Annotated in this window: 24 protein-coding genes; 8 read left to right on the top strand and 16 right to left on the bottom strand. The window is 65.6% G+C overall.

Features of this window, described 5'->3' with window-relative positions; all coding sequences use genetic code 11:
* The first annotated feature begins 16 nt into the window (after positions 1–16).
* The gene (locus R5W23_RS09905; RefSeq protein WP_320686186.1) at positions 17–1324 is read left to right on the top strand and encodes a DUF3299 domain-containing protein; all 1308 of its coding nucleotides are present in this window, start codon (positions 17–19) and stop codon (positions 1322–1324) included.
* A 162-nt stretch (positions 1325–1486) separates the two neighbouring features.
* Here the strand turns inward: R5W23_RS09905 and R5W23_RS09900 are convergent, their stop codons facing one another.
* From R5W23_RS09900 to R5W23_RS09875, 6 genes are all read right to left on the bottom strand, one after another.
* Positions 1487–1834: a DUF6915 family protein gene (locus R5W23_RS09900; RefSeq protein WP_320686185.1), complete on the bottom strand. Its 348-nt coding sequence runs from the start codon at positions 1832–1834 to the stop codon at positions 1487–1489.
* 2 nt (positions 1835–1836) lie between these two features.
* Positions 1837–2265 (bottom strand): hypothetical protein, encoded by a 429-nt coding sequence (locus R5W23_RS09895; RefSeq protein WP_320686184.1) that lies wholly within the window; start codon positions 2263–2265, stop codon positions 1837–1839.
* Positions 2262–3029 carry a hypothetical protein gene (locus R5W23_RS09890; protein WP_320686183.1) on the bottom strand — a complete coding sequence of 256 codons (768 nt, stop codon included), beginning with the start codon at positions 3027–3029 and terminating at the stop codon, positions 2262–2264. The genes R5W23_RS09895 and R5W23_RS09890 overlap by 4 nt, the downstream gene beginning before the upstream one ends.
* Positions 3030–3341: 312 nt before the next feature.
* Positions 3342–4745 carry a 30S ribosomal protein S12 methylthiotransferase RimO gene (rimO, locus tag R5W23_RS09885; RefSeq protein WP_010050024.1) on the bottom strand — a complete coding sequence of 468 codons (1404 nt, stop codon included), beginning with the start codon at positions 4743–4745 and terminating at the stop codon, positions 3342–3344.
* A gap of 77 nt (positions 4746–4822) precedes the next feature.
* Complete coding sequence (locus tag R5W23_RS09880; RefSeq protein ID WP_320686182.1) at positions 4823–5083, bottom strand: hypothetical protein; 261 nt, start codon at positions 5081–5083, stop codon at positions 4823–4825.
* Positions 5080–5328 (bottom strand): hypothetical protein, encoded by a 249-nt coding sequence (locus R5W23_RS09875; protein ID WP_320686181.1) that lies wholly within the window; start codon positions 5326–5328, stop codon positions 5080–5082. Before R5W23_RS09875 ends, R5W23_RS09880 begins: the two co-directional genes overlap by 4 nt.
* Positions 5329–5678: 350 nt before the next feature.
* Between R5W23_RS09875 and R5W23_RS09870 the strand changes: the two genes are divergently transcribed.
* Positions 5679–6764, top strand: a complete 1086-nt coding sequence (locus tag R5W23_RS09870; RefSeq protein ID WP_320686180.1) for a sugar kinase — start codon at positions 5679–5681, stop codon at positions 6762–6764.
* 62 nt (positions 6765–6826) lie between these two features.
* Here the strand turns inward: R5W23_RS09870 and R5W23_RS09865 are convergent, their stop codons facing one another.
* Entirely contained in the window at positions 6827–7714 is an 888-nt protein-coding gene (locus R5W23_RS09865; RefSeq protein ID WP_261189586.1) for an FKBP-type peptidyl-prolyl cis-trans isomerase, read from the bottom strand.
* Between the two features lie 97 nt (positions 7715–7811).
* On the opposite strand from R5W23_RS09865, the gene R5W23_RS09860 reads away from it, so the two are divergent.
* Positions 7812–8669, top strand: a complete 858-nt coding sequence (locus R5W23_RS09860) for a tetratricopeptide repeat protein (RefSeq protein WP_320686179.1) — start codon at positions 7812–7814, stop codon at positions 8667–8669.
* A 147-nt stretch (positions 8670–8816) separates the two neighbouring features.
* Here R5W23_RS09860 and R5W23_RS09855 read toward each other — a convergent pair whose 3' ends face one another.
* Both R5W23_RS09855 and R5W23_RS09850 read right to left on the bottom strand, forming a co-directional pair.
* On the bottom strand, positions 8817–10454 hold the full coding sequence (locus tag R5W23_RS09855; RefSeq protein WP_320686178.1) for an MATE family efflux transporter: 1638 nt from the start codon (positions 10452–10454) through the stop codon (positions 8817–8819).
* Positions 10455–10491: 37 nt separating this feature from the next.
* Positions 10492–11220, bottom strand: a complete 729-nt coding sequence (locus R5W23_RS09850) for a 3-keto-disaccharide hydrolase (RefSeq protein WP_320686177.1) — start codon at positions 11218–11220, stop codon at positions 10492–10494.
* Positions 11221–11397: 177 nt separating this feature from the next.
* On the opposite strand from R5W23_RS09850, the gene R5W23_RS09845 reads away from it, so the two are divergent.
* From R5W23_RS09845 to R5W23_RS09835, 3 genes are all read left to right on the top strand, one after another.
* A complete protein-coding gene (locus R5W23_RS09845; RefSeq protein WP_320686176.1) occupies positions 11398–14274 on the top strand; it encodes a PVC-type heme-binding CxxCH protein in 2877 nt (958 codons plus the stop codon).
* A 319-nt stretch (positions 14275–14593) separates the two neighbouring features.
* A complete protein-coding gene (locus tag R5W23_RS09840; RefSeq protein ID WP_320686175.1) occupies positions 14594–15520 on the top strand; it encodes a DUF1559 family PulG-like putative transporter in 927 nt (308 codons plus the stop codon).
* Positions 15521–15606: 86 nt separating this feature from the next.
* Complete coding sequence (locus tag R5W23_RS09835) at positions 15607–16005, top strand: hypothetical protein (protein WP_261189592.1); 399 nt, start codon at positions 15607–15609, stop codon at positions 16003–16005.
* On the opposite strand, the gene R5W23_RS09830 is transcribed toward R5W23_RS09835, so the two are convergent.
* Complete coding sequence (locus R5W23_RS09830) at positions 15998–17251, bottom strand: MFS transporter (RefSeq protein WP_320686174.1); 1254 nt, start codon at positions 17249–17251, stop codon at positions 15998–16000. The two genes, R5W23_RS09835 and R5W23_RS09830, sit on opposite strands and share 8 nt — an antisense overlap.
* A gap of 257 nt (positions 17252–17508) precedes the next feature.
* Positions 17509–18270: a creatininase family protein gene (locus tag R5W23_RS09825; protein WP_320686173.1), complete on the bottom strand. Its 762-nt coding sequence runs from the start codon at positions 18268–18270 to the stop codon at positions 17509–17511.
* A gap of 106 nt (positions 18271–18376) precedes the next feature.
* Here R5W23_RS09825 and R5W23_RS09820 point away from each other — a divergent pair, with 106 nt between their 5' ends.
* The gene (locus R5W23_RS09820) at positions 18377–18592 is read left to right on the top strand and encodes a type II toxin-antitoxin system HicB family antitoxin (protein WP_320686172.1); all 216 of its coding nucleotides are present in this window, start codon (positions 18377–18379) and stop codon (positions 18590–18592) included.
* A gap of 83 nt (positions 18593–18675) precedes the next feature.
* Positions 18676–18885, top strand: a complete 210-nt coding sequence (locus R5W23_RS09815; RefSeq protein ID WP_320686171.1) for a type II toxin-antitoxin system HicA family toxin — start codon at positions 18676–18678, stop codon at positions 18883–18885.
* Between the two features lie 9 nt (positions 18886–18894).
* On the opposite strand, the gene R5W23_RS09810 is transcribed toward R5W23_RS09815, so the two are convergent.
* The 5 genes from R5W23_RS09810 to R5W23_RS09790 all read right to left on the bottom strand — a co-directional run bounded on the left by R5W23_RS09810 (position 18895) and on the right by R5W23_RS09790 (position 24195).
* Entirely contained in the window at positions 18895–19344 is a 450-nt protein-coding gene (locus R5W23_RS09810) for a hypothetical protein (protein WP_320686170.1), read from the bottom strand.
* A gap of 16 nt (positions 19345–19360) precedes the next feature.
* Complete coding sequence (locus R5W23_RS09805) at positions 19361–20488, bottom strand: serine hydrolase domain-containing protein (protein WP_320686169.1); 1128 nt, start codon at positions 20486–20488, stop codon at positions 19361–19363.
* 79 nt (positions 20489–20567) lie between these two features.
* Positions 20568–22505, bottom strand: coding sequence for a biosynthetic arginine decarboxylase (gene speA, locus R5W23_RS09800; RefSeq protein WP_320686168.1), 1938 nt, complete (start codon positions 22503–22505; stop codon positions 20568–20570).
* Between the two features lie 145 nt (positions 22506–22650).
* Complete coding sequence (locus R5W23_RS09795) at positions 22651–23091, bottom strand: hypothetical protein (protein ID WP_320686167.1); 441 nt, start codon at positions 23089–23091, stop codon at positions 22651–22653.
* 57 nt (positions 23092–23148) lie between these two features.
* On the bottom strand, positions 23149–24195 hold the full coding sequence (locus R5W23_RS09790) for a DUF1559 domain-containing protein (protein ID WP_261189599.1): 1047 nt from the start codon (positions 24193–24195) through the stop codon (positions 23149–23151).
* Positions 24196–24263: the final 68 nt, after the last annotated feature.

Below are 24263 nucleotides of genomic sequence, written 5' to 3'. Positions count from 1 at the left end.
CTCACAAGGGCCGACCGTGGCGACACCCCTCCGCGTGCTCGCAAGCGTTCTGGTGGCGCTCGCTCTGCCGGCACTCGCGCACGCCGGCCTGCACTACTCGGGCGAGCAGTTCGCGGAGCTGCCGAGTCGCCCGTCCGGGTTCCTAACGGACCACCGCGCGCTCCGCGCCGCAGGCTATGAGCGCCCGGACGGCCTCCCGTCGCCCCTGCGCGACGACTACCGCGCCGCCGCCGATCGCCTGGAAAAGCTGAACAAGACCCGCGCGCTGACCGCCGACGAAATCGCCGACCTCGGCGCCGTCCACCTCCGGCTCGATAAGCCCGACCAGGCGCTCAACGTTCTCGCTCCCGCGGTCCGCAAGTTCCCCGACCATTTCCGCATCGCCGCGAACCTCGGCACCGCGTTCCAACTGACCGGCGACTTGGAACGCGCCGCCGCGCAACTCGAAGAGGCCGTGAGGCTTGCTCCTGCGAAGCTCAAGCCGTTCGAGCACGCGCATCTCAAACTCGTTACGCTCCGGCGGAAGGAGGGAAAAGCCGCCGCCAGCCCCAGCGCCGTCGATGACCTGTTCGGGGTCAAGTACGTTGGCCCGTCGGGAGCACCGGAGCCGGGCGTGCTGGCCGAAGCCGAGCGCAAGAAGCTCCCCGCCGATGCCCTGGTCACCGTCCAGCAACTGGCGCTGTGGCTCCCGGCCGACGGCCGGTTGCTCTGGCAGATCGGCGAGTTGTGTAACGCACTTGGAGACGTGCGCGCCGCAGCCGCGGCCCTGGACGGATGCGTAACCGAGTTCGCGCTCGCGGCCCCGGACCTCCGCAAGCGCCGGCTTCTGTACCGCGCCGCGGCCGACGAACTGGCGAAAAAGCCCGGCCACGACCCGCACCGCAGCCCCATCAAGGTGAAGTCGACGCGCCCGCTCATCAAGGCGTTCGATGAGGCCCTGCTCCCCGCGATCGACGATGCGGGGGTGAACGTACTCCCGTGGCCCGTTCTGGGAGCAACAACAATTACCGCGAAGGGGAAACCGTCGTTCGCGAAACACCTGGCGAATCTTGACGGCAAAACGGTTACGCTCACCGGCTTCATGCAGCCCGTCAAAGACGAGCTTGCCGTGACGGGCTTTCTGCTCCTCGAATACCCGGTGGGCTGCTGGTTCTGCGAAGTGCCCGACCCGACCGCGATGCTCAACGTGGAACTCAAGGCCGGTAAAACCGCGGAGCTGCGCAAGGGGCTCATCAAGGTGACGGGAACCCTGGCACTGAACCGCAGCGACCCGGAGAGCTACCTGTTCTCACTGAAGGACGCGCGCGTCGGCGAAGTGGACTGATACACGATCCGGTTACCGGTGCCTACTTTGGTTTTGTCTTCGTGGCACAGACATTCCTGTCTGTGCGGCGTTCTCGCGCTGCACAGACAGGAATGTCTGTGCCACAAGAAACAGGCACCACTACCCGGACCGTGAATGAGACGCCCAGCGCGCTGCGTGAACTCAGTCGACGATTTTCACCGGCAGTTTGCGCTGCCCGGCCATCCACGGTTGGGCCGGCATTTCCTTGAGCCAGTCACTTAGGCTGGGAATGAAGCCGAGATCTTCGAGAACGTGCTGTTCGGCGATGTCGCGCACGAACACCTGCCGGCCGTCCGAATTGGTCACGAACCGACCGAAAATCTCTTCAACGATGTAGATCCCGAACGCGGAGTGGAACACGCACCGGTGCGTCACCTCGGCGTGGGCGCTCTTGGTGCTGTCCATGCGCTCGTGGATGTCGATGTAGTCCTCGGGCGTTCCGCCCCAACGTTTGGCGGACGACTGCGCGTGAACCCAGGCCTTCGACACGGTCAATCCTCCAACGTGGTTTCGCGCACCTCGTACCATTCGAACTCGTCGAACGCAGCCCACACCGCGTCCCGCTGCCCCTCGGTCAACTCGCCCACCACCCGCGCCCACCATTGGTCCCACTTCACGTACCCCACCTTCGGCGCCTTGGGTTCAGGAACGCCGAACGTCTTGAGGAGCTTGAAAAGCTCGTCCTCGTCGGACATCAGGAAGCCCGGGTCGGTGTCGCCGGCAAACGGGTTGGTGTGCGCACGCAGCTCGCGGTTGAGCCGCTCCGCGTGCTCTTCAGCCGCTTTCTTCGACGCGAATACAAGGTCCGGTTCGGTGTAACTCGTGTTCACCGCCGACACCTCGCGCACCACGATGTACGCCTTGAGCGGTTTCGCCTTTCGGGGTCGCTTGGCCTTCTTCGCGGCCGGCTTGCGGCTCATTCCAGCCCCTCCAGCGGGACCTCAATGACCTCGTAGAACGGGGTGTCCTTCACCAGCCGAAAAACGCCTTCGCCCTTATTCAGCTTCTGGCTGCCGAGCAGCCCGCGCTGCCGCCGGACGCGGTCCCGCATGTCGAACATGGCGTACTCGTCCTCGGTCTCGTAATCCCCCGCGAACTCGTCGGACTCGTCAACGATGTCAGCCCACAGATCGCGAGCGATGTCGTTACTGTCCGCGCACTCCTTCTCGGCGCGCTCGCGGGTGCGGAACACCTGCATCACCTCGCTCTGGTCCGGGTGTGCGTCGTAGGTTTCGTCGTTGTACTGCCAGTTGATGTGGACCACCGCGTAGCCGACCGGGCGTACCGGTTCCTCGACGACCGCGTAAAACCGCACCTTGTCGAGCGCTTCCCATACCGCGTGCCGCTTCTCCGCGGACAGCTTTGCGTGCCCCTTCTTCCACCACCCGGCCCAGTCGGTGGCGCCGCCCTTCTTCGGGTTCGGCGGATCGACGCCGTGATCCATGAGCCAGTCGCGGAGCCGCGGCTCGTCGAGGTGCGTCCAGAAGTACACGCCGGCACCGCAGGCGAACGGGTTCACCACCTCGCGGCACGCGTTCTCGCGCGTAACACGCTCGGCGTCCGCGGCATCGAACGTATCGAACGACGCCACGTTCCGCGCCCCCGGCTGCCGCTCCAGTGTGCCATCGTAGGACTCGGCCCAGTTGAGCCGTTTGAGTACGAACCGCGTTGTGGGCTTCGCCATGACTGCCTCCGGAGAAACCGAGAGCAGCATAACGTGTGCGGGAAATGTGGTCGAGGTGCGCAAGAAAAATGCGCCGGCGGGCCGGGCACCTCGCACCCAATTGGGTGCGAGGTGCCCGGCCCGCCGGTGGAACTGAACGGTGCGCTGAGCCTTAGCGCACGCCGCCCTTGTACTTCTTGCTGCTGCGGAGCTTATGCTTACGGGCCTTGCGGCGCTTCTTCGAGGCGTTCCGCTGGCTCTTCGGCGCGTGTTGAATGCCCATTTCGACGTCCCTCGGTTAGCGTTCGTGCGAAAGCGGCATTTTAGGAACAATCACCACGGCTGGCCAATCGCCCGGGCCACGAGGTCGTACCCGTCGGACGCCGTGATCTTCGCCCGGACGAAATCACCCGGGCGCAGGTTCTTGCCCTTCACCCGCACCGCGCAATCGATCTCGGGTGCGTCGGCGTAAGTGCGGCCCCGGAAGTGGTTGGCGAACTCGGGGTCCGGTCCGTCGATGACAACGGGATGCTCCCGGCCGACTTGCGCCTCGGCCCACCCGAACGCAACGCCCTGCTGCACTTCCATAATCGCGTTAACGCGGGCCTGTTTCACGTCCTCGGGCAGGTGTCCGTCGAGCTTCTCGGCAGGCGTGCCCGGTTCGAGCGAGTACGGGAACACCCCCACCCGCTCGAACTTGAACTGCGCAACGAAGTCGCGCAGTTCCTCGAACTCGGCGTCGGTTTCGCCGGGGAACCCGGTGATGAACGTGGTGCGGATCGCGAGGTCCGGCCACTTCTCGCGGAGCCGGTACAGCAGCTTCTCGGTCGCGGCGCGATCGACCCGGCGGATCATCCGCTTCAGCACGCGGTCGCTGATGTGCTGGAGCGGCATGTCCAGATACGGGATGATCTTCTTCGAGCCCGCGAACGTCTCGATCAGTTCGTCCGAGATGTGTTCGGGGTAGGCGTACAGGGTGCGAATCCACTCGATGTTCTCGACCTTATCGAGTTCGCGCAGCAGTTCGGCGAGCCGGGTGCGGCCGTACAGATCCATCCCGTAATAGGTCGTGTCCTGCGCGACGATGATGAGTTCGCGGACGCCGTCGGCTGCCAACTCGCGGGCCTCGCGAATGACTTCCTCGATCGGCTTCGTGACGTGCTTCCCGCGCATCTTGGGAATCGCGCAGTAGGTGCAGAGCCGGTCGCAGCCCTCGCTGACCTTCAGGTACGCGAAGTGCCGCGGGGTGATTCGGAGGCGGGCCGTGTCCTCGAGCGCCCGCACCGGTGCCGGCCGGAACAGCGACCGCTGCTCGTCGCGCTGCGACACCGCGCGGTCCACGACTGCGGCGATCTCCTCACGGCCGAACACGCCGACGATCTGATCGACTTCGGGCACCTGCTCGAGCAACACGTCTTTCTGCCGCTCGGCCATGCAGCCGGCGACGACGACGGACCCGACCTTGCCGGCCTTCTTCAGTTCGAGCATCTCGCGGATGACGGCCAGCGACTCCTGCCGCGCCGGCTCGATGAACCCGCAGGTGTTCACGATGACCACGTCGGCGCCGGCGGCGTCGGGCTGGAGCGAGTACCCGTCCTGAGCAAGTTTGCCCAGCATCCGCTCGCTGTCCACGGTGTTTTTGGGGCAGCCCAGCGAGATGAAGGCGTAGTTCCCTTTGGTCGCGGCGCCCGCGGCGGGCGACTTATCAGCGCTGAGCGGGAGACTCTTGACGGACATTCGATTGCGGCCCGGCGGTGTGTGGCGAAGGTCGAACCGGTATTGTAGGGCGCTTATTGTAGGGTAACAAGCAGGGCTCAGCGCCGGCGGCTCGGCCCCGCGTACAGCACATCAACCCGAAGGTTGTTATCGTCAACGCGATAGTAGACGCCGAGGACATCCTCGTACCACAGCAGGTAACCTTGATCGCGAGACTCGCCCATGTCGCGCGGGGTGCGGCGAAGGACCCAATCGATGCGAGCTGCGGCCGCACGTACTACCGCCGGATCATCGGCGGCCGCTTCAATGCGGGACACCTCAAGCGTGGCAGTCAACCGCCACGTGACAGTGAACGTCATTGCCAGCCCAGCCGTTGTTTCATTTCTTCGAAGGTGAATCCCGGCTCGGTAAGCCGGCGGGCGGTCTCCTCGGGAGTGATCCCCCGGACCCAGTCGGGCTCGATCGCGCCCGCGGGGTCGGTCGCCGCGAGGAGTACGCCCGCCGGGTCGCGGAACTCGATGCGCTGGGTGCGGGCGGCTTCGACGAACAGCTTTTCGGCGTCGGCCCAGTTCACGGCCCGACCGCCGATGTGCAGCGTAACCATCACACGCCTCCGATGAGATCAGTTTGTATTGTAGCACGTCTGCCCGGCGCTCAACAACGCGCGAAAGCGGCACAACAGAGGGGGCGCTTTCGCGCGGTTCGTCGTCAGGAAGGGCGCCCGGGCAAAAGGCACCGGCTCAAAGAAGTTGAGCCGGCGGAGTGGACCACGGGCACCGAGCGCGAACCAAGTCATGCCCGTCGTCGGCGGGACAGCGCCGCCTGCCGTTCCCTTGGCGCAAGAAAACAGCACCGGTTTACCGCCGCCGCGGCTTCACCGCGCACCGCTCCTCGCACCGCCCGCCCTCCGTACAACAGCGGGTGACTCGTCCCGCTGTACGGAGCTTCCTTCCGATGCCTCTCGCCATCCGCACCGACGCCTGCGCCCTCGACTTCCTTTCCCTCGGCGCGCTGGTCCACCGGCTCGACCCGGGCGTCGTCCCGTTCCGCAAGGCCCGCAGCTTCGACATCCACGTGTCCGGCGGCGAGTACAACGTCGCCGCGAACCTGTCCGACTGCTTCGGGCTGAAGACCGGCGTCGCCACCGCGATGGTGAACAACCCGGTGGGCGACCTCGTCCAGGCGCGCGTCCGCGAGATGGGCGTGGCCGCGTTCTACAAGCACTTCGAGCACGACGGCGTGCGCGGGCCGAACATCGCCACGGTGTACAGCGACCGCGGCCAGGGCGTGCGCGCCCCGGTCGTGTTCTACAACCGGGCCAACGAGGCCGCTTCGCTCCTGAAGGTCGGCGACTTCGACTGGAAGGCGATCATGACCGGCGGGTGCCGGTGGTTCCACTCCGGCGGCATCTTCGCGTCGCTCTCCGAAGCCAACCCGGACCTCATCATCGACGGGATGAAGGCCGCGAAGGCGCAAGGCGCGATCGTGTCGTTCGACCTTAACTACCGCGGCAAGTTGTGGAAGACGGTCGGCGGCGACAAGCGGGCCGTTGAGGTGCTGCGCAAGATCGTGGCCAACGTGGACTGCCTCATCGGCAACGAAGAGGACATGCAAAAGGGGCTCGGCGTGAAAGGCCCCGAGGTGACGAAGAAGGAAGAGTCGAAGCTGAACCCCGACGTGTTCTTCGGGATGATCGAGAACACCGTGAAGGAGTTCCCGAACATCAAACTGGTCGCCACCACGCTGCGCGAGACGCACTCGGCGAACCGGCACGACTGGGCCGCGGTGCTGTGGATGGACGGGCAGCGGTACATCAGCCCGACCGCCCAGCTCGACGTGATCGACCGCATCGGGGGGGGGGACGGGTTCGCCGCCGGAACCATTTACGGCCTGCTCGCCGGGCGCCAACCGCAGGAGGCGCTGAACCTGGGCTGGGCGCACGGCGCGCTGCTCACCACCTACCACGGCGACACCACGATGGCGACGCTCGCCGAGGTCGAGGCGTTCGCCGCCGGCACAGGGGCGCGGGTGCAGCGGTAGGTCAGATCGGCCGCCCCCGGACCCGTGTTTAGGGGACCGGAGGCGGCCCGACCGCTCAGTCGCTACTTGACCAACTCCACCTCGAAGATCAGCGTAGCGCCGCCAGGAATGTCTGGCGGGCTGCCGCGCTCGCCGTACCCGAGTTCGGCGGGCACAACCAGTTTGCGGATGCCGCCCGGTTTCATGCCCGGGATGCCCTTCTGCCAGCCCTGCACGAGGCTAGTGAGCGGCCACGTGTTCGGACCCTTGCCCTTGTTACTATCGAACTGCTTTCCGTTCTTAAGCCACCCGGTGTAGTAGATGGTGACCGTGGCGCCAGGGGCGACGGGGTCTCCAGTCCCCTCTTTCAAATCGCGAATCTTAAGCCCGTCGCCCACGTCCTTCAGGTTGGGATCGTCAACGCCGCCGTTCGAGCCGTCGGACATTGCTCGTGGCTTGAGCGGAGTCGCTTCGATCAGCTCGACCTCGAAGATAAGGGTGCTGTTGGCCGGGATCTTCGGCGGGCTGCCGCGCTCGCCGTACCCCTTCTCCGGCGCAATGACCAGCTTGCGGATGCCGCCCGGCTTCATGCCCGGGATGCCCTCCTGCCAGCCCTTGATGAGCCCTTCCAACTGAAACTGCGCCGGCTGCCCGCGGTCCTTGCTGCTGTCGAACTTGGTCCCGTCCACCAGCCACCCGGTGTAGTGGATCTTCACCTCGGCCCCCGCCGGGCACTCCTCGCCGACCCCCGTCTTGATGTCCCGGTACCGCACGCCCGGGGCCAGCTCCTTCAAGCCGGGGTCGTCGGGCGACCCATCGGACCCGTCGGACATCTTCTTCACCGTCGCGGTGTCGGACACATAAATCACCAGCGACACCAGGACGATGATCGCCCCGACCGCCAGCGCCGGCACCAGGATCTGCTTCATCTTCTGCTTGTCCAGCCCGTCGGGCTGAGCCGCACCCGCCATCGCCGCACCTCCGCGTGCCAGGAATGGGAATCGCAAGCTGTTATACGCCCGCGCCCCGGGGTAGCATCAACCCTCTCACCCCCCACGAGGATTAATCATGCGCCTGTGTACTGCCGCCGCGTTCGCCCTGTGCGCGTGCGCGCTCGGGGCCGGCGGCCAGGAAAAGAAAGACAAAGAAGAGCTGACGAAGCTGCTCGGCGAGATCCAATCTCTCATGCAGGACCGAAAATACGCGAAGGTGATCCCGCTCGCGAAGAAGGCCGCCGAACTCGACCCCACGAACCCCGGCCCGCCGTTCGCTGCGGCAAACGCGCACGCCGAGCTGCGGCAGCACGCCGAGGCCGTAAAGGCGTGGAGCCAGTTCATCAAGCTCGTGCCCGAAGAGGCGCAGGCCTACGACGCCCGCGGTGACGCGCAACTCAAGCAGGGGAACTTCAAGGAAGCCCTCGCGGACTTCGACGAGTACCTCAAGCACAACCCGAAGGCGGCCCCGGACCACTGGCGGCGCGGAATCGCGCTGTACTACGCCGGCCGGTTCAAGGACGGGGCGGCGCAGTTCGACGCGGCCGAAGGGAAGGCGCGCGAGGACGTCGAGAACTCGGTGTGGCACTACCTGTGCAACGCCCGCGCGAACACGCCCAAGAAGGCCCGCGCGGAGCTGATCCCGGTAACGAAGGACGCGCGGGTGCCCATGAAGCAGGTGCTGGAACTGTTCGCGGGCAAGATCAAGCCGAAAGACGTGCTCGCTGCCGTCGAGGACGCGCAACTGGACGGCGAGGCGCTCAAAGAAGCGCGGTTCTACGCGAACCTGTACGTCGCGCTGTACTACGAAACCGAAGGCGACGCGAAGAAGTGCCTCGAGCACATGGCGACGGCGGTCGAGAAGTACGAAATCGGCCACTACATGTGGGACGTGGGCGCCGTCCACCTGAAGCTGTTGAAAGACAAGAAATAAGCGTGTTCACCGCAGAGGGCACGAGAAGGGCGCGGAGAAAGGCATTGAGAATCCGAGAACTCTCAAGGTCTTTCTCTGCGCCCTCTCGTGCCCTCTGCGGTGAACACCTTTCTTATCTTCTCTGCGCCCTCTGCGGTGAACACCCTTCTATTCACTTAACCCCGGCTCGATGACGCGCATCGACTTCCATTTGCCGCCGCGGAACCGGAACCAGAAGCACACGCTCATCCCGATGATGTGCAGCGTCGCGAACACCCAGCACCAGTACAGGTTCCCGCCGTTGAACACAACGACCGCGGTCGGGATCACCATCAGGGGCCACGCCAGCGCGAAAGTGAGGGCGGTCACGTATTTGGTGTCCCCGGCCCCGCGGAGCGCGAACGCGAACGACACGTTGATCGCGTCCGCCACCGAGAACACCGCCACGCACAGCAGCAGGTTCGGAACCAGCGCCGCGATCGCCGCGAACTGCTCCGGCTCCTTATCACCCTCGAACACCGACAGCAGCACCGTCGGAATGGTGACGTAGGCGAGCGCGATCAGGGACATGTACCCGAACGTCCACTTCAGCCCGGTGTAGGTGCTCTTCTCCGCGAGGTCCGGGCGATCGCCGCCGAGCCGCTGCCCCACCATAATGCAGATCGCCTGCCCCATCCCCATCATCGGCAGAAACGCGATCATGTTCAGCCGGATGGCCAGCGTCGTCGCGCCCAGCGCCGCGTCCCCGAGCCGCCCGACCAGTTGCGTGAAGGCGTTGAACACCAGCACGTCGAGGAACACCTGCATCCCCGCCGGACCGCCGTAAACCATCAGCCGGCGGAACAGCTCGCGCTCCGGCTTCCAACCGCTGAAGGTGCCGAACTCGTCGCGGTACTTCTTGCGAAGCATCAGCGCCAGCGCGAACAGCGCCGCCGCCCACGACCCGGCTACCGTCGCCCAGCCGGCCCCCTCAATGCCCATCTCCGGCGTTCCGGGAATGCCCGGCAGGTGCAACTTGATGGGCTCGCCATCGGGGGTGAGGTGAACGACCTTTGTGACACCCTGTTCACCGAAGATGAGCACCAGGGCGAGCACAATGTTGACCGCCGTGCCGGCCGCTTCGATGCCGAGCACGGTCCACGTCTGTCCGCGCCCGGAGAAGAACCCGTTGATCGCGCCCATCACGAGCATCGGCAGGGCCGCGAACGCCAGACACCGTAAGTAAATGGTTTCGAGCCGCTGAATCTCCGGCGTGTGCCCGCCCACCGCGATCAGGTGCGGGGCCGCCGGGACCACCACAAGGAACAGCACACCCGCGACGACGGCGAAGTGAATCCCCTGCCACACGGCGGCGCCGACGCGGTGCGGGCGCTTCGCCCCGGTGTACTGGGCGACGAACGTCGAGGTGTAGCCCGCGGTCACTTGAAGCAGGCCGAAGAACAGCCAGTACCACATGACCGCCGGGAACGACGCGGCCATCTCGCGCGGGTCGTGCCAGGACAGGAGCACGGTGTCCACGAACACCTGCACCGTCATGAAGCTCTGGCTGACGATCAGCGGCAGCGCGAGCTTGAGCAGCTCGCGCGAACCGCCGGGCACGTCGGTCGAAGGCGGGTGCGGGGCGTGCGTTTCGGCCACGGCGGCTCCGACCGCTTCGGCCGCGCCCGCGGGTTCCGAGTACGGCCCGGCCGGGACGCCGGGGTCCGGGTCGGGAGCGGCGGTCGGGTCGATTTCAACTGCTGGGCGGGCGGCGGGCTTGGGGCCTACGGTTGGGGAGAGTGCGGGTTCAACCGGGTCGATGCCCATAGGTGTCCGTCGTCCTTGTGGAATGGGTCCGGGCGAACTACTTGGCCGGCAGCAGCCAGACGTTCCGGAACTGAACCGGGTGGCCGTGGTCTTGTAGCAAAATCGGGCCGGGCTTCGAAATGTCGCCGCCGAGGCCGCTGGTCGTGTTGTCCGAGGTCACGGCAACGTCGTCGTGAATCGTGATCCCGTTGTGACTCACCGTCATGCGGGCGGGTTCGGTCTTTTTGCCGTTTTCCACTTTCGGCGGCGTAAATTCAATGTCGTAGCTCTGCCACACGGTCGGCGCCTTGCAGGCGTTGACCGCCGGCGCCGCGACGCCGTAGATGGCGCCGCAATCGTTCTTGCCGCTCTTGAGGCCGTAACTGTCGAGGATCTGCACCTCGTAGCGCCCCTGGAGGTACACGCCGGAGTTGCCGCGCCCCTGCCCGCTGCCGCCCGGCTCGTAAGGCACGCGGAACTCGACGTGCAGCTTGAACTTCCCGCCGAACACGTCCCGCGTGATGATGTCGCCGTGCCCCTTAACGCCCTCCATCGCCCCGCCCTTGAGGGTCCACTTCACCGCGCTCGTCCCGTCGCGCTTCACCCACTTCGAGAAGTCCTTGCCGTCGAACAGCACCACGGCCCCTTCGGGCGGCGCGGTGCTCGCAACGTCCTTGAGGTCTTCGGGCTTGGCCGCCTTGAACGTGTCCCCGAGTTTGTAAGGGTCATCGGCCGCGAATGCTGCAAGTGGCACAAGCACAAAGGCGAACGTGAGGAGCGGGCGCATCGGACAAGCTCCAAAGGGAAAGGGAAGGCAAGGGACAATTGTAGGCTTGTGAGCGGTATAAGCCCGCCGGTGCGTGTAACGGAAACCCGAGACGGTCGGCGGAATGGCGTCGCCCCAGCAGGCTTACACCGCTACTTGCTTCGGTTATACTCTCCCGCAACCCGCCGGAGATGCTGCATGTTCCGCGCCCCGCTCGCCGCGCTGTCGCTCCTTGCACTCGGAACCGTTGCCCGAAGCGCCGACACCCCCCGCCCGCTGGTGCCGACCCATCAGGTGAAGCTCAACGGCCACACGTTCACGCTGCCCGAAGGGTTCACCATCGAACTCGCGGCCGGCGCGGGTCTAGCACCGCGACCCATCGCCGCCGCGTTCGACGCAAAGGGCCGCCTCTACGTCACCGACTCGTCCGGCTCGAACGAGAACGTGAAGGTGCAGTTGGAGAAGAAGCCGCACCGCGTCCTGCGGCTCGAATCGACCAAGGGCGACGGCGTCTTCGACAAACGGACCGTGTTCGTGAAGAACATCATGTTCCCCGAGGGGTGCATGTGGCTCGCCGGGTCGCTGTACGTCGCGGCCCCGCCGCACATCCTGAAGTTCACCGACACGAACGACGACGGCATCGCGGACACGGAAGAGATCTGGTTCGACGGCAAAACGCTGACCGGCTGCGCCAACGACCTCCACGGCCCGTACCCCGGGCCGGACGGCTACATCTACTGGACGAAGGGCGCCTTCGCGAAGCAGGAGTACGTTCTGCCGAACGGGAAGAAGCTCGGAACGCGGGCGGCACACATCTTCCGCGCCACGCCCGACGGCAAGAACATCGAACCCGTCATGACCGGCGGCATGGACAACCCGGTGGACCTCGTGTTCACCCCATCGGGCGACATCATTTTCAACACGACATTTTTCCAGCACCCCGCAAACGGAAAGCGCGACGGCCTCGTCCACGCCGTCTACGGCGCCGTGTACGGCAAGGACCACGATGTCGTTTACGACCACCCGTGGACCTCGCCGCAACTCATGCCGCCGATGACGCACCTCGGACCGGCGGCGCCGGCCGGGCTGCACCGCTATGAGAACGACCAGTTCGGCGCGGAGTACACGAACAACATCTTTTGCTGCCAGTTCAACATGCGGAAGGTGAGCCGGCACGTCCTCGTTCCGAAAGGCTCGACCTACGAAACGCGCGACTCCGACTTCCTCGCGTCCGACAGCATCGACTTCCACCCGACGGACGTGATCGAGGACGCCGACGGGTCGCTGCTGGTCGTGGACACCGGCGGCTGGTACAAGCTGTGTTGCCCCACGTCGCAGCTCGTGAAGCCGGACGTAACCGGTGCCATCTACCGTGTGAAAAAGGTCGGGGCGCACAAAGAAAGGGCAAAGCCGAAGCACCTCCCGCTGCCGCACCTGCGTGAGGTCGCGCGGACGCGCGACCCGAAGGGGTTCGAGGAAGCTCTTGCGGCCCTCCGATCGCCCGACCTGCACACGCGCCGCATCGGAGCCGAGGCGCTCGGCCGCATCGGCAACGTCAAAGCGACCGCGGCCCTTCTCGGCGCGCTCACGGACGAGAGAAACGATCGCGAACTCGACCACGCCCTCACCTACGCCCTCATCGAGATCGGTGACGCGCCCGGCACGCGAGCGGGCCTCGCTTCGCCCTCGCCGTGGGTGCGGCGCGCGGCCCTCGCCGCCCTGTCGTACATCCCCAGCGGCCTCGAACCAAAGGCAGTGCTCGCCGAACTGGACGCGCCGGACGCCGCGCTGCGCGACACGGCTTGGTGGGTCGCGGGACGGAACGCGCAGTGGGGAGATGAGCTTGCAGGGTACTTCAAAACCAAATTGAAGGCCGCAGACAAGTTAAAACCGGAGGATCGCGCCGACCTCGCGAACCGACTCGTCCGGTTCGCAAGCAGCCCGGGCGTCCAAAAGGTGCTCGGCGAGACCCCGGCCGCCAACCCGGCCGCCGCCCGGCTCGCGCTTGGGGTGATGGAACGGTCCGGCCTCAAAGCATTGCCGGCGGCCTGGAAGCTGAACCTTTCAAACGCGATCGCTTCGGAAGATGAGTCGGTCGCGCTGCTCGGCTGCGCCATCCTGCGGACCGTGCCGCCGAGCGAGCAGGACCACACGGACGTACTGACGATGGCGGAACTGGCCCGCGGCGCACACAACCGCCCGCGGACGGACTCCGAACGGCTGGCTCTCTTGAGTACGTCACGGCCGGGCACCGTGAAGGTCACACCCGCAGATCTCGCGCGCGCGCTCAAGGCACTCGATCGCAACGCCACCCCGGCCGACCGGTTCCTTGCGACCGAAGCCCTTACCCGGGCGAAACTCGATCCCGAACAGTTCACCGCACTAGCGGCAGCTCTCAAAACGGTCAGCCCGCTCGAGTTCTCCCGGATTCTGCAATTGTTTGCCAGGTCGGCAGATGAGAAAGTCGGAATCGCTCTGGTCGAATCGTTGCGTCAATCTTCGGTGCGATCGGGTGTGCGCACCGAAGTTGTGAAACCGATCCTCGATAAGTACCCTGCCGCGGTGAAAGTGGAAGCGGAAAAGCTCTACGCCGAACTCGCAGCGGCCCGTAAAGACGAAACCGCCAGACTCGATAAGCTCCTGAGCGAAATGAAACCCGGCGACATCCGCCGCGGGCAACTCGTGTTCAACGGCACGAAGGCGAACTGCATCGCGTGCCACAAGGTCGGCTACGTCGGCGGCACCGCGGGGCCGGACCTGACCCGTATCGGCGGCATCCGCACCGAGCGCGACCTGCTGGAATCCATTCTGTACCCGAGCGCCAGTTTCGTGCGGAGTTACGAGCCCGTCCGTGTGGTCACGAAGGACGATCGCACTTTGAACGGGGTGCTGAAGAAAGACGCCCCGGAAGAGATCGTAATCGTGGTGTCGGCCGACAAGGAAGAGCGCATCGCCCGATCGGAGATCGAGAGCCTCGCGCCCAGCACGGTATCACTCATGCCCGGCGGACTGGAACAGCAACTTACGACCCAGGAACTGGCCGATCTGATCGCGTTTTTGAGGGCCTGCAAATAAGCCACCCCGCCGACCTGGGGCCACGGCCCCGGTCGCGCCGGTACCGACGAAGGAATCGCGCCGCCCCTGAACTTCCGGCCCGATTGTAGCCACGTCCGGTGCCCCGCGGCACCGAACCCGCATGTGTAAGAAGCGCGAAGGGCGCGGGTATCCCCAGTGGTGAGAGACACTTGGGTGGGCCAATAATACCCACGTTCGCGCCGCGCCCTCGTCCGCACCTTTCTCGCAATCGCCCCGCCCGATTCCGCCCAACTGTGCCCGGGCGCTCACCGGCTGAGCGCCGCGACCACATTTCTGTCTTTCTCAGTACGGAGTCATTATGCCCTCTCCTGGCCACGTTAGTTCACGCCGACACGGGTTCACGCTGATCGAGCTGTTGGTGGTGATCGCAATTATCGCGATCCTGATTGGACTACTGCTGCCCGCAGTTCAGAAGGTGCGGGCCGCCGCCGCGCGGATGCAGTCGGCGAACAACCTGAAACAAATCAGTCTCGCGTGCCACAGCTACCACGACGCCAACTCCAAACTGCCCCCGCTGTCCGCCGCGCTCCCGCCTCCCACCGGTTCGAGCGGCGGACAGGTGTCCGTCTTCTTCTTCCTGCTTCCGTACATCGAGCAGGACAACGTGTACCGGCTGGGTGTGGCCAACGGCGGGGCCTGGGAAGGCGGGGCTGCTTCGGCCGGGTCGAAGAAGATCAAGACGTACCTGTCGCCGCGCGACCCGTCGAACCCGCCGGACACCTGGGTGGAGAGCAACGGCGGCACCTGGGCGCACAACAACTACGCCGCAAACCACGCCCTCTTCGGGGTGCCGGGCGGCGGCAACACGATCTCGAACCTCACCCTTCAGGGCATCGGCGACGGCACCTCGAACACGGTCGGGTTCGGCGAGCAGTACGCGGTGTGCGGGACCGGCGAAACGGACACCACGTCCGGCTCGCAGTACTACCACAAGCTGTGGGCGTACTACATCCCGTGGCGGTGGGAGCGCGGGCCGTACTTCGACACCCGCATCATGAGCAACGACACCATCACCCCGAACGAAGCATCTACCGCCGCGACCCCGCAGCTCACGCCGACGGTGCAGAACTGCAACCCGTACCTGCTCCAGGCGATGGACGCGGGCGGGTGCCAGGTCGGGCTGATGGACGGAAGCGTGCGGCAGGTGAACTCGGGCGTCTCGGGTACGACGTGGGTTCGCGCGATCTGGCCGCAGGACGGTCTCGTTCTCGGTAGCGACTGGTAAGTTACGCCCCACGAATGTTCCACAACTGCCGGGGGCGTGTGAACGCCCCCGGCGGCTTTTCCCTTCTCCCAGGAGTTCAAGAACCGATGAAAGCCATTTCCCGCGCACTCGCCTTCGGAGCGCTGGCCTGCCTCGTTGTGACGGGTTGCTCAAAAGGCGAGATCAAAAAGCAGACGATCGAAGGGACGATAACGTACAAAGGCGCGCCGCTCCAGTCGGGCATCCTGCGCTTCGTCGGTGCCGGCGGCGCGTTCGCAACGGCCCCGATCCACTCCGACGGCACGTTCACGATCACCGACGTGGTTCCCGGCGAAATTCAGGTCGGAATCATGGAAGGGCCGCGGTCGTCGTCCTCGTCGGACGGAAAGGGCGCAGCGGCACCGAAAACGGCCCCGCTCCCTGCGAAGTACAAAGACCCGGAACAGTCGGGCCTCAAGTACACCATCGACGAGAACACCAAGAAGCTCAACATCGAACTCAAGTGACCGTGGGTGCCGCTCCCACCGGGCGCGGCGCCTTCCACAGTACCAAAAGGGCCACCAGCCCGATGACCGGCGCCAGACCTGCGATGGCGAGCCCCACGTCGTAGCTCTTCGTCGCCTGGATCTGAGCGCCGATCAAAATCTGGAACACGCTCGACACCACCCACCCGCCGGCCGCCAGCGCGCCGGACAGCACACCCATGTGGCGGTGGGGCAGTTCCTGGCTCAGCGCGTAATACAGCGGGTGCAAACCCAAGATGCCGGCTCCGGCGACCATCAGCCCGATCAGCATGAGCGCACCCGACCCCACAAAAGGCACGAGCGCGGCGACAGCGGTCAGCCCCGTGTAACCGGCGAACGCGACGACACGCGCCGCGCGCACACTTCGTCCGCCGCGCACCAAGACCATCACTACAACTCCCACGAGCAGGCAACCGATCTCTGCGGACACGAAGTAGCCGGTCGTCGCAAGCCGCGCGTCGAGCCGGCTGTACTCGTGAAAGTCGAGGAGCAGCGTGAGCCAAGCGCGGAGGAACTGCCAGCTCACGGTGATCGTGCAAACAATCAGCCCGAGCACAAAGGCCCGGCGAAATACGCCGGTGCGGTCGGCCGGCTCTGCGACCGCTGCGCCGGCCCCGTCTGGTGGTTCGACAGAAACGGTCAGGCTCCCGCGCGGCACGAGCAACAGCCACAGCGGGACCCACAGCAACCCCACGACGCCGATCGACCAAAACGTGACCTGCCAGTTCCCGCCGACCCGCTCGATCAGTTCGGCATAGAGCGGGATGCAGATCGACGCGACGGCCCCGCCGCTCTGGAGGATGCCGTTGCCAAGGGTGCGGTCCTTGCGCGACAGCACCTGCCGCGCGGTGATGAGCGCGCAGGGCCAGTGCCCCGCCTCGAACACACCCAGCACCGTGCGCCAGAACAACAACCAGCGGAACACACCGGTTCCGGGGTCGTCGCCCGCCCCTTCGAGCCACGACACCGCACGCGCGTCACCGGCAAACGCCGTCGCGACCCCGGCAAGCGACCACCCGGCAAGCACCACCGGATACAGTCCGCGCGGGCCGACACGGTCGGCGAGCAGTCCGAACACGATCGACCCGGCCGCGAACGCGAACCCGAAGCACCCCTCGATCAGCCCGATCCGCTTTTCCTGGAGGTTGTACGCGCGCTTCAGTTCGGGCAGCGTGACCGCCAGGGCCTGCCGGTCCATGTAGTTCAGGAAGGTGGCGAGCAGAAGCACCCCACACACCCACCAGCGCCAGGAAGAACGAGGAGCGAGAGGCGAGGAATCTTCAGCGCTCACGTGATGCACCCGTTGGCCGTAAAACGAAACACAACCCACGCCCGTCCGTGCCTCTGTCCTCGCTCCTCATTCGCACGGCTTAGAACTTCGAGTCAAAAGTCGTCAGGTCAGCAAGTCGTAAAGCCACAAACCATTACTCTTACCAGATTCGTAACCTTACGACTTTCGACGATCGGACTTTCGACACGCTGCCCTTAGCTGTCCCAGCTCCCGTCCCAGTTCACAACCCGCTCCAGATAGGCGACGACTCCGGCCGCGAAATGCGCGAACAACGCTTCACCTTTTTCGGCGGTCGCAGCGCCCGGCACACCGACGTGCCCCGGCTCGCTGCGGTCCGGCATCACCCAGGCACGATAACCTGGGGCGAACTCGCGGCCGTGCGGCACCTCCGGCACGGCGGCCAAGTCACCGATCACCAGTTCGGGCCGGAGTCGCAGCACCATCGACGTTTCCCACTCACAGGCGTGCCCCATCCGCGCCTGCACCAGCCCGGGAATGGTGTCCGCCGGGTTACCGGCCGCGTCCCAGTAGGTGAGTGCGAGCAAAAGCAACTCGCGGCGGTCGCGGTACTGCTGTTTCAGTTCAAAGAGCGCTTGCTGGTAGGGAGTAACGTTCCCGCCGTGCCCGTTCACGAACACGATCCGCGTGAACCCGTGCCGGATGAAGCACTCGGCGAGGTCTTTCAGGAGGTCGAGGTACACGCGCGGCGACGCGGACAGCGTGCCCGGAAAGTCGAGGTGGTGGTGGGAGTTTCCGAGCCACTGGAGCGGCGCGAACAGGCACTTCGTTGCTACCGGCGCGAGCTTCGTGCGGCGAACCACTTCGCCCAGCAGCATCGAGTCGGTGAACACGGGCATGTGCTTCCCGTGCTGTTCGAGGGCGGCGATCGGCAAGATGATGGGCGTGGTCTTCGGTAGCGCCGCAACTGCGGGCCACGTGAGATCGGCAAGGTCCATTCGAGGCGTTCCGGCAGAGTGCGAAGGCAGGATGCCGCTAGTGTACCCAGAGGGAGGGTTGTGTCGCTCGTGAAATGCGTGTATCACTTCGAAAGGAGGACAGAGGATGCCAAAGAAATACATCGTCACCGACGGCGAGTTGGTGCTCGAACTCGAAGCCGCTGAAGAAGGCGGATATACGGTAACCGCACCCTACATTAAGGGACTCGTGACCGAAGCGGACACGCTGGAAGAAGCCTTTGAAATGGCGAAAGATGCGGCAGCAGCGTTGAAGGAGGCGCGTGAGGGGTTAGGGCACTCCCAAGCGGCGGTCACAAAATAGAAAGTTGGACTTGTTCCCACAATTTGGGTCGATATATCCGGGTCACCACTGTCGGGGGGCAGTGGTTGTCTGGGTCGGCAACGATGGGGGAACAACATATGGACCGACGCGAGCTCGAAGAGCACTTGCGTGACCACAACTGTGAACTACTCCGCCACGGCTCGAAGCACGATGTCTGGGCCAATCGCGAAACCAACGCAACGACCACAATTCCGCGACACCGTACACTCCGGAAAAACACGGCACGAAACATTTGTGACGACTTGGGAGTGCCGCGTCCTGGTAGCCTGTGACTGCTCGTCTCAAGCCCGTTCCGCGGCCGCGCGGCGAGCGAACGATTTCAAATAGCCGATCTGCCCGTCGCTGATCGCCTCCACCGGGATCGTGAGGACGGCGCCCTCAAGGTGAAGGACGGTCCACACGCCTTCGGACTTGTACACCTGAAAAATCCCACCGAGTGCGAGCTTCCGGCGTTCACCGAACGCGGTCACTTCCAGCGTCGATTCGTCAACAACCAACTCGACCGGCGGCCCGGCACAGAACGCGATCTCGTAGGCGAACCGAAACAACCCGGGGTAAGCGAGCAACGGCCCGGCGAGTAACAGCAGGAACCACACCGACACGGTGTTCGCCAGGTACACGGCACCGACACCAAACCCGACCGTCGCCGCCGCCGCCGGGAGCCAGGGCATCAGCTCGACACCGAGCCGCTGCCGACGCGACAGCGTGAACGTGAGGTGAAACGGTTGCACGCGACCCTCCCTGCGCTCACTTCTTGGCGGCGCGCTCGCGGGCGTACTCGATCAACACCTTTTCGGCCGCCGCCACCGCCTTCTGAGCCTCATCCCCGCCCGCGTTGGTCACAACCAAGAAGGCGACGTTCTGCTTCGGCATCAGGCGCACCCGCGAGTACCAGAACGAGTTACTCCCGTCGTGCGAGAGGTTCCCGTCCTTGTTAACGCCCCACCCGCCGGCGTACCGAAACCCCTCGGCCGGGGTGTGCAACTTGGCAAACGTCTCGGGCTTCAAGAACGTTCCTTTCCCCTGTGCGCCGCGGAGGTGAGCGGATGCGAACTTGGCCCAGTCCGGTAGCGACAGGTGAACCGTACCGGCCGGACCGATCACGGGAGCGTTGTCGAACTGCGTCGGCTCGAACCCGTCCTTCGCAGGCTTGTGGCCCCACGGCTGCTCCGTCCCGCCCTTCTTACCGGGCGAGCCGAACCCCGCACTTGCGAGGCCCAGGGGCTTGAACAGCCGCTCCCGCATCAGTTCCTCCCACGAGGCGTCGGCGACCGCCTCGGCCATCGCGCCCGCGACCACGTACGATGCGTTCGAGTACACGAACTTGGTTCCGGGCTTGTCGGCCGGCGCGTTCTTCAGGATCATCGGCAGCAGCGCGGCCCGCTGATCGCGCACCGGCTTGTCCCGGTCGGTCCCCCACCAGAGCACGTTCGGCACCACCCCGCCCTCGTGGGCGAGCAGTTGCGCGACCGTAACGCCCAGATAGTCGTCGTGAATCTTGCCCTTTAGGTCGGGCAGCACGTCACCAATCGTGGACGACCAGCTCAGCTTTTTCTGCTCGATCAGGACCGCAAGTAGTGTCGCGGTCATCGCCTTGGTGTCCGACCCGATGTGAACGCGATCGGCGGCGGTAACCGAATCGTCGGCCCCGACCTTACGAACCCCGACCGCGGCGACGGCAACGAGCGCCTCGCCTTCCACGAGCCCGGCCCAGAGGGCCGGCACCTTGTGGGCGTCCCGGACCGCCGCGATCTGCCGCGTGAGCGTGGGGTCGGGCTTCACTTCGTCGGCGCGAAGCCCGGTCGGGAAGGTGCCGAGCAGAAGCGTGAGCGAAACGAGAGCAGCGGCGGCGAATGCGGGCCGGCGGCACAGCATAGCGAACCCCGGGCGTTCGGAGGACCTTCCCGGCCACAATACGCCGCAACGGTCCCGGGGCAAGCACCGGCACCGGCCCCTACGCGCTGGGCTCTTCGAGGTACGTGTAGCCCTCCAGCCCGTTCTCGTAGAACCGCAGGAACTGCCGCGCCTCCGACGCCGTGATCCGCCCGCGCTTCACGGCCTTCTCCACGTCCTTGCGCATCCGGTCGGTGAGCTTCTCGGCGCTGTACTGAACGTAGTTCAGCACCTCCGTCACCGTGTCGCCCTTCACCACCGAGTCGATCGACGCGGTGCCGTCCGTCTCCATCGAGACGTGAACCGCGTGCGTGTCGCCGAGGAGGTTGTGGAGGTCGCCCAGGATCTCCTGGTACGCGCCCAGGAGGAACGCCCCCAGGTAGTACGGCTCGTTGGCGTTGTGCGGGTGCAGCTCGAGCGTGTTCCGCACGTCGCGCAGGTCGATGAACTGGTCCACCTTGCCGTCGGAGTCGCAGGTGATGTCGCCCAGCACGCCGCGCCGGGTCGGCGGCTCGGTGAGCCGGTGGATCGGCATAATCGGGAAGAGCTGCTTGATGGCCCACGAGTCGGGCATGCTCTGGAACACCGAGAAGTTGCAGAAGTAGGTGTCCGAGAGCATGTTGTCGAGGCCGTTCAGCTCCTCCGGGACGTAGTCCAGGTCGCGGACGATCCGCTGGAGCTTCCGCCCGAACGCCCAGAACAGCCGCTCCGCCAGCGCCCGCAGCTCGATGGTGAGGTGGCCCAGGTTGAACAGCGAGAGCGTCTTCTCCATCTGGTCCACGGCGTCGTGGTAGAACTCGATGAAGTTCTTCTTGTTCAGCTCCTTGTAGTTGCTGAACAGGTCGCGGATCGGCTCGGGCGCGTCGTCCGGGAGCGTGTCCGGGGCGGTGCACTTGTCGAAGTCGCTGGTGCCGAGCACGTCGAACACGAGCACCGAGTGGTACGCGACCAGCGCCCGGCCGCTCTCGGAGATGATCGCGGGGTGCGGCACCCCGGCCTCGTCGCACACCGACTTGATCCGGTACACCACGTCGTTCGCGTACTCTTGCAGCGTGTAGTTCATGCTGCTCTCGAACGCGGTCTGCGAGCCGTCGTAGTCGATGCCCAGCCCGCCGCCGACGTCGATGTACTTGAGCCCCGCGCCCAGCCGGTACAGTTCGATGTAGATGCGCGCGGCCTCGGACAGCGCGTCCTTCACCTTGCGGATGTCGGACACCTGCGAGCCCATGTGGAAGTGGGTCATCTGGAGGCAGTCGCCGAGGCCCTTGCTCTTGAGGAACTCGTAGGCCTCGAGCACCTCGGTGAGCGTGAGCCCGAACTTCGACCGGTACCCCGCCGACCCGCGCCACCGGCCGCTGCCGCGCGACGCGAGCTTCACCCGCACGCCGATGGGCTGGCGGACGCCCATTTCCTCCATGTACTTGACGATCAGCTCCAGCTCGGTGAACTTCTCGACGACGGGGATGATGTTCTTCCCGATCTTCCGGGCCATCACCACCATCTTGATGAACTCGTCGTCCTTGAACCCGTTGCAGATGATCGGCGTGTCCACGCCGTTGGTCAGCGCGAGCACCGCGAGCAGTTCGGGCTTGCTGCCGGCTTCGAGGCCGAAGTTGTAGTCCTTCCCGAAGCTCAGCACCTCCTCGACCACGTGCCGCTGCTGGTTCACCTTGATCGGGTACACGCAGTGGTACTCGCCGGTGTACCCGTACTCCTTGCGGGACTTCTCGAACGCGCTCGCGATCTCGCCGATCCGGTGCTGGAGGATGTCCGTGAACCGCAGGAGCAGGGGCGGCTCGATGCCGCGGGTGCGGATCTGGTCGACGAGGTCCTTGAGGTCGATCGCGCGGTCGGTGTTCTTGTCGGGGTGGACGGTGACGTGACCCTGCTTGTTGATGCCGAAGTAGCCCTTGCCCCAGTTCTTGACCCCGTAGGTCTCGAACGCGTCGTGGAGCTTCCAGGCCGGGTTCAGGTCGGACGAGTCGGGGCGCTTGGCCATCAGGGTGTGCCTTTCCCGCGGGGGCGGGCAAGTAAGGGGGCGACAGCGCGACTGCGCGATTGTCCCATCTTACGTCGCGCGCCCCGGGGTGCAACGCCTCTTGAGACGGGGCGGGCGGGACGCACCCGCGGCCCCGGCGGCGCGCTCAGTCCACGTCGAAGGTGAACTGGTTCGGCTCGCCCTTCTTGACCTTCAGCTTCGTGAACGGCTGCTGCGGGTTGCTGTACCGGGCGTTCAGCTTGGCCGGGCCGGTCGCGCCGCCGTCGCCGAGCGAGAACTTGGTCTCCTTCGCGGGCGGGCGCCAGTCGATGGTCACCCCGTACTCGCCGTCCGGGGCACCGTCCCCCTCGGTGTAGGTGGTCAGCGCGAAGGTGCCGTCGTCCTTGACCTTGGCGAACGGCTTCCCGCCGATCCGCTTCTCGAACGCCGGGTCGGTCGGGTGGAACACCACCAGCGCCCCGACCGGCGGGGTGGTCTTGTTGAACACCACCTTCCCGCCCGCGGGGGTGGCCGCCGGTTTGCCGTCGCCCGAGCACCCGCCGAGGGCCAGCGCGCACGCCGCGAACAAGCCGATACGGACTGTCATGTCGTCGTTCCGTGTCGAGAAGGTCAGGGCTCGGGGCGGGCCACGGGCCGCGCGGGGTCAGTCGGTGCCGGGGCTCGTTTCGGCCGTGGTCATCGAGCCGCCGCGGGCGGTGATCAGCGCCGCGTAGGTCTGCGGGCTGATCGAGTCGCGGACGAACCGGACGCTGCCGTCCGCGAACACGTGGTTCGCGCCACCGCTGTGAAAGCTGTACGTCTCGTTGTCGTTGTGGCAGTTGATGACGCAGTTCCCGGGGCTCGTCCGGTCCGTCTTGCTCACCGCACCGTCCAGGCCGTAATCGTTCTCGTGGTGCCCCCAGCCGCCGTCGTTGAGCGCTCCGGTCACCTTCGACCCGCCGACGTAGAAGTCCGGGCGGCCGGCGCTCTCGCACAGCAGGATCGTGTTGCTGGTGCCGTCGGTGATCGCGGTGATCGCGTTCGGCTCGGACAGCGGGACGCCGAGCGCCGAGGTGATGCCGGCGCCGCGGAACTGCGGCTGCATCGCGCTGAACAGGGCCGTCTGCGCGGTACCCGACGGGTACCCGAAGAAGGTGATCGAGCCGGGGTTGATCGAACTGTTCGTGGCGTAGTCGGTGACCCCGAGGTTCTGATACGGGAAGTTGGCCACGAACTTGAAACTGCCGGACACCGTGCGGCCGCTGCCGCCCGGGGTAGACGGGCACAGGAACGTCTTGATCTGGTTCTGGAGCGGTGCCAAGTTGTTGGGCGTGCCACCGGCCCCGTTCGAGAACCACGGGAACCGCATGTCGTACTGTTTGAACAGGTTCTCCTGCTCGATGTACGGCAGTAAGTTCGGTGCCCACGAGTGGACGATCCCCGGGTACGGGTAGCCCGGGTTGCCCGCCGTCCCCGGCGCGGCCCCGATCTCAACGACCAAGCTCGGCGGGATCTTGCCGTAACTGCTCTCGTAGTTCATCGCCGCCAGCCCGAGCTGCTTCATGTTGTTCTGGCAGCTCATCCGGGCGGCGGCCTCGCGCACCTTCTGAACCGCGGGCAACAACAGCCCGATCAGGATCGCGATGATCGCGATCACGACCAACAGCTCGATCAGCGTAAACGCCGATCGGCCCAAGCGAGGCCGGGTCATGAGGCGCTCCTGGCGCGGGCGGGAGGAAAGCGACGAACGACGAGTACGAAGTGAGGTGATTACTACGC

The sequence above is a fragment of the Gemmata algarum genome, from assembly GCF_034097035.1.
Taxonomy (GTDB): domain Bacteria; phylum Planctomycetota; class Planctomycetia; order Gemmatales; family Gemmataceae; genus Gemmata; species Gemmata algarum.
The sequence above is the reverse complement of the archived record's forward strand: the minus strand, read 5'-3'. Positions and strand labels throughout refer to the sequence as shown.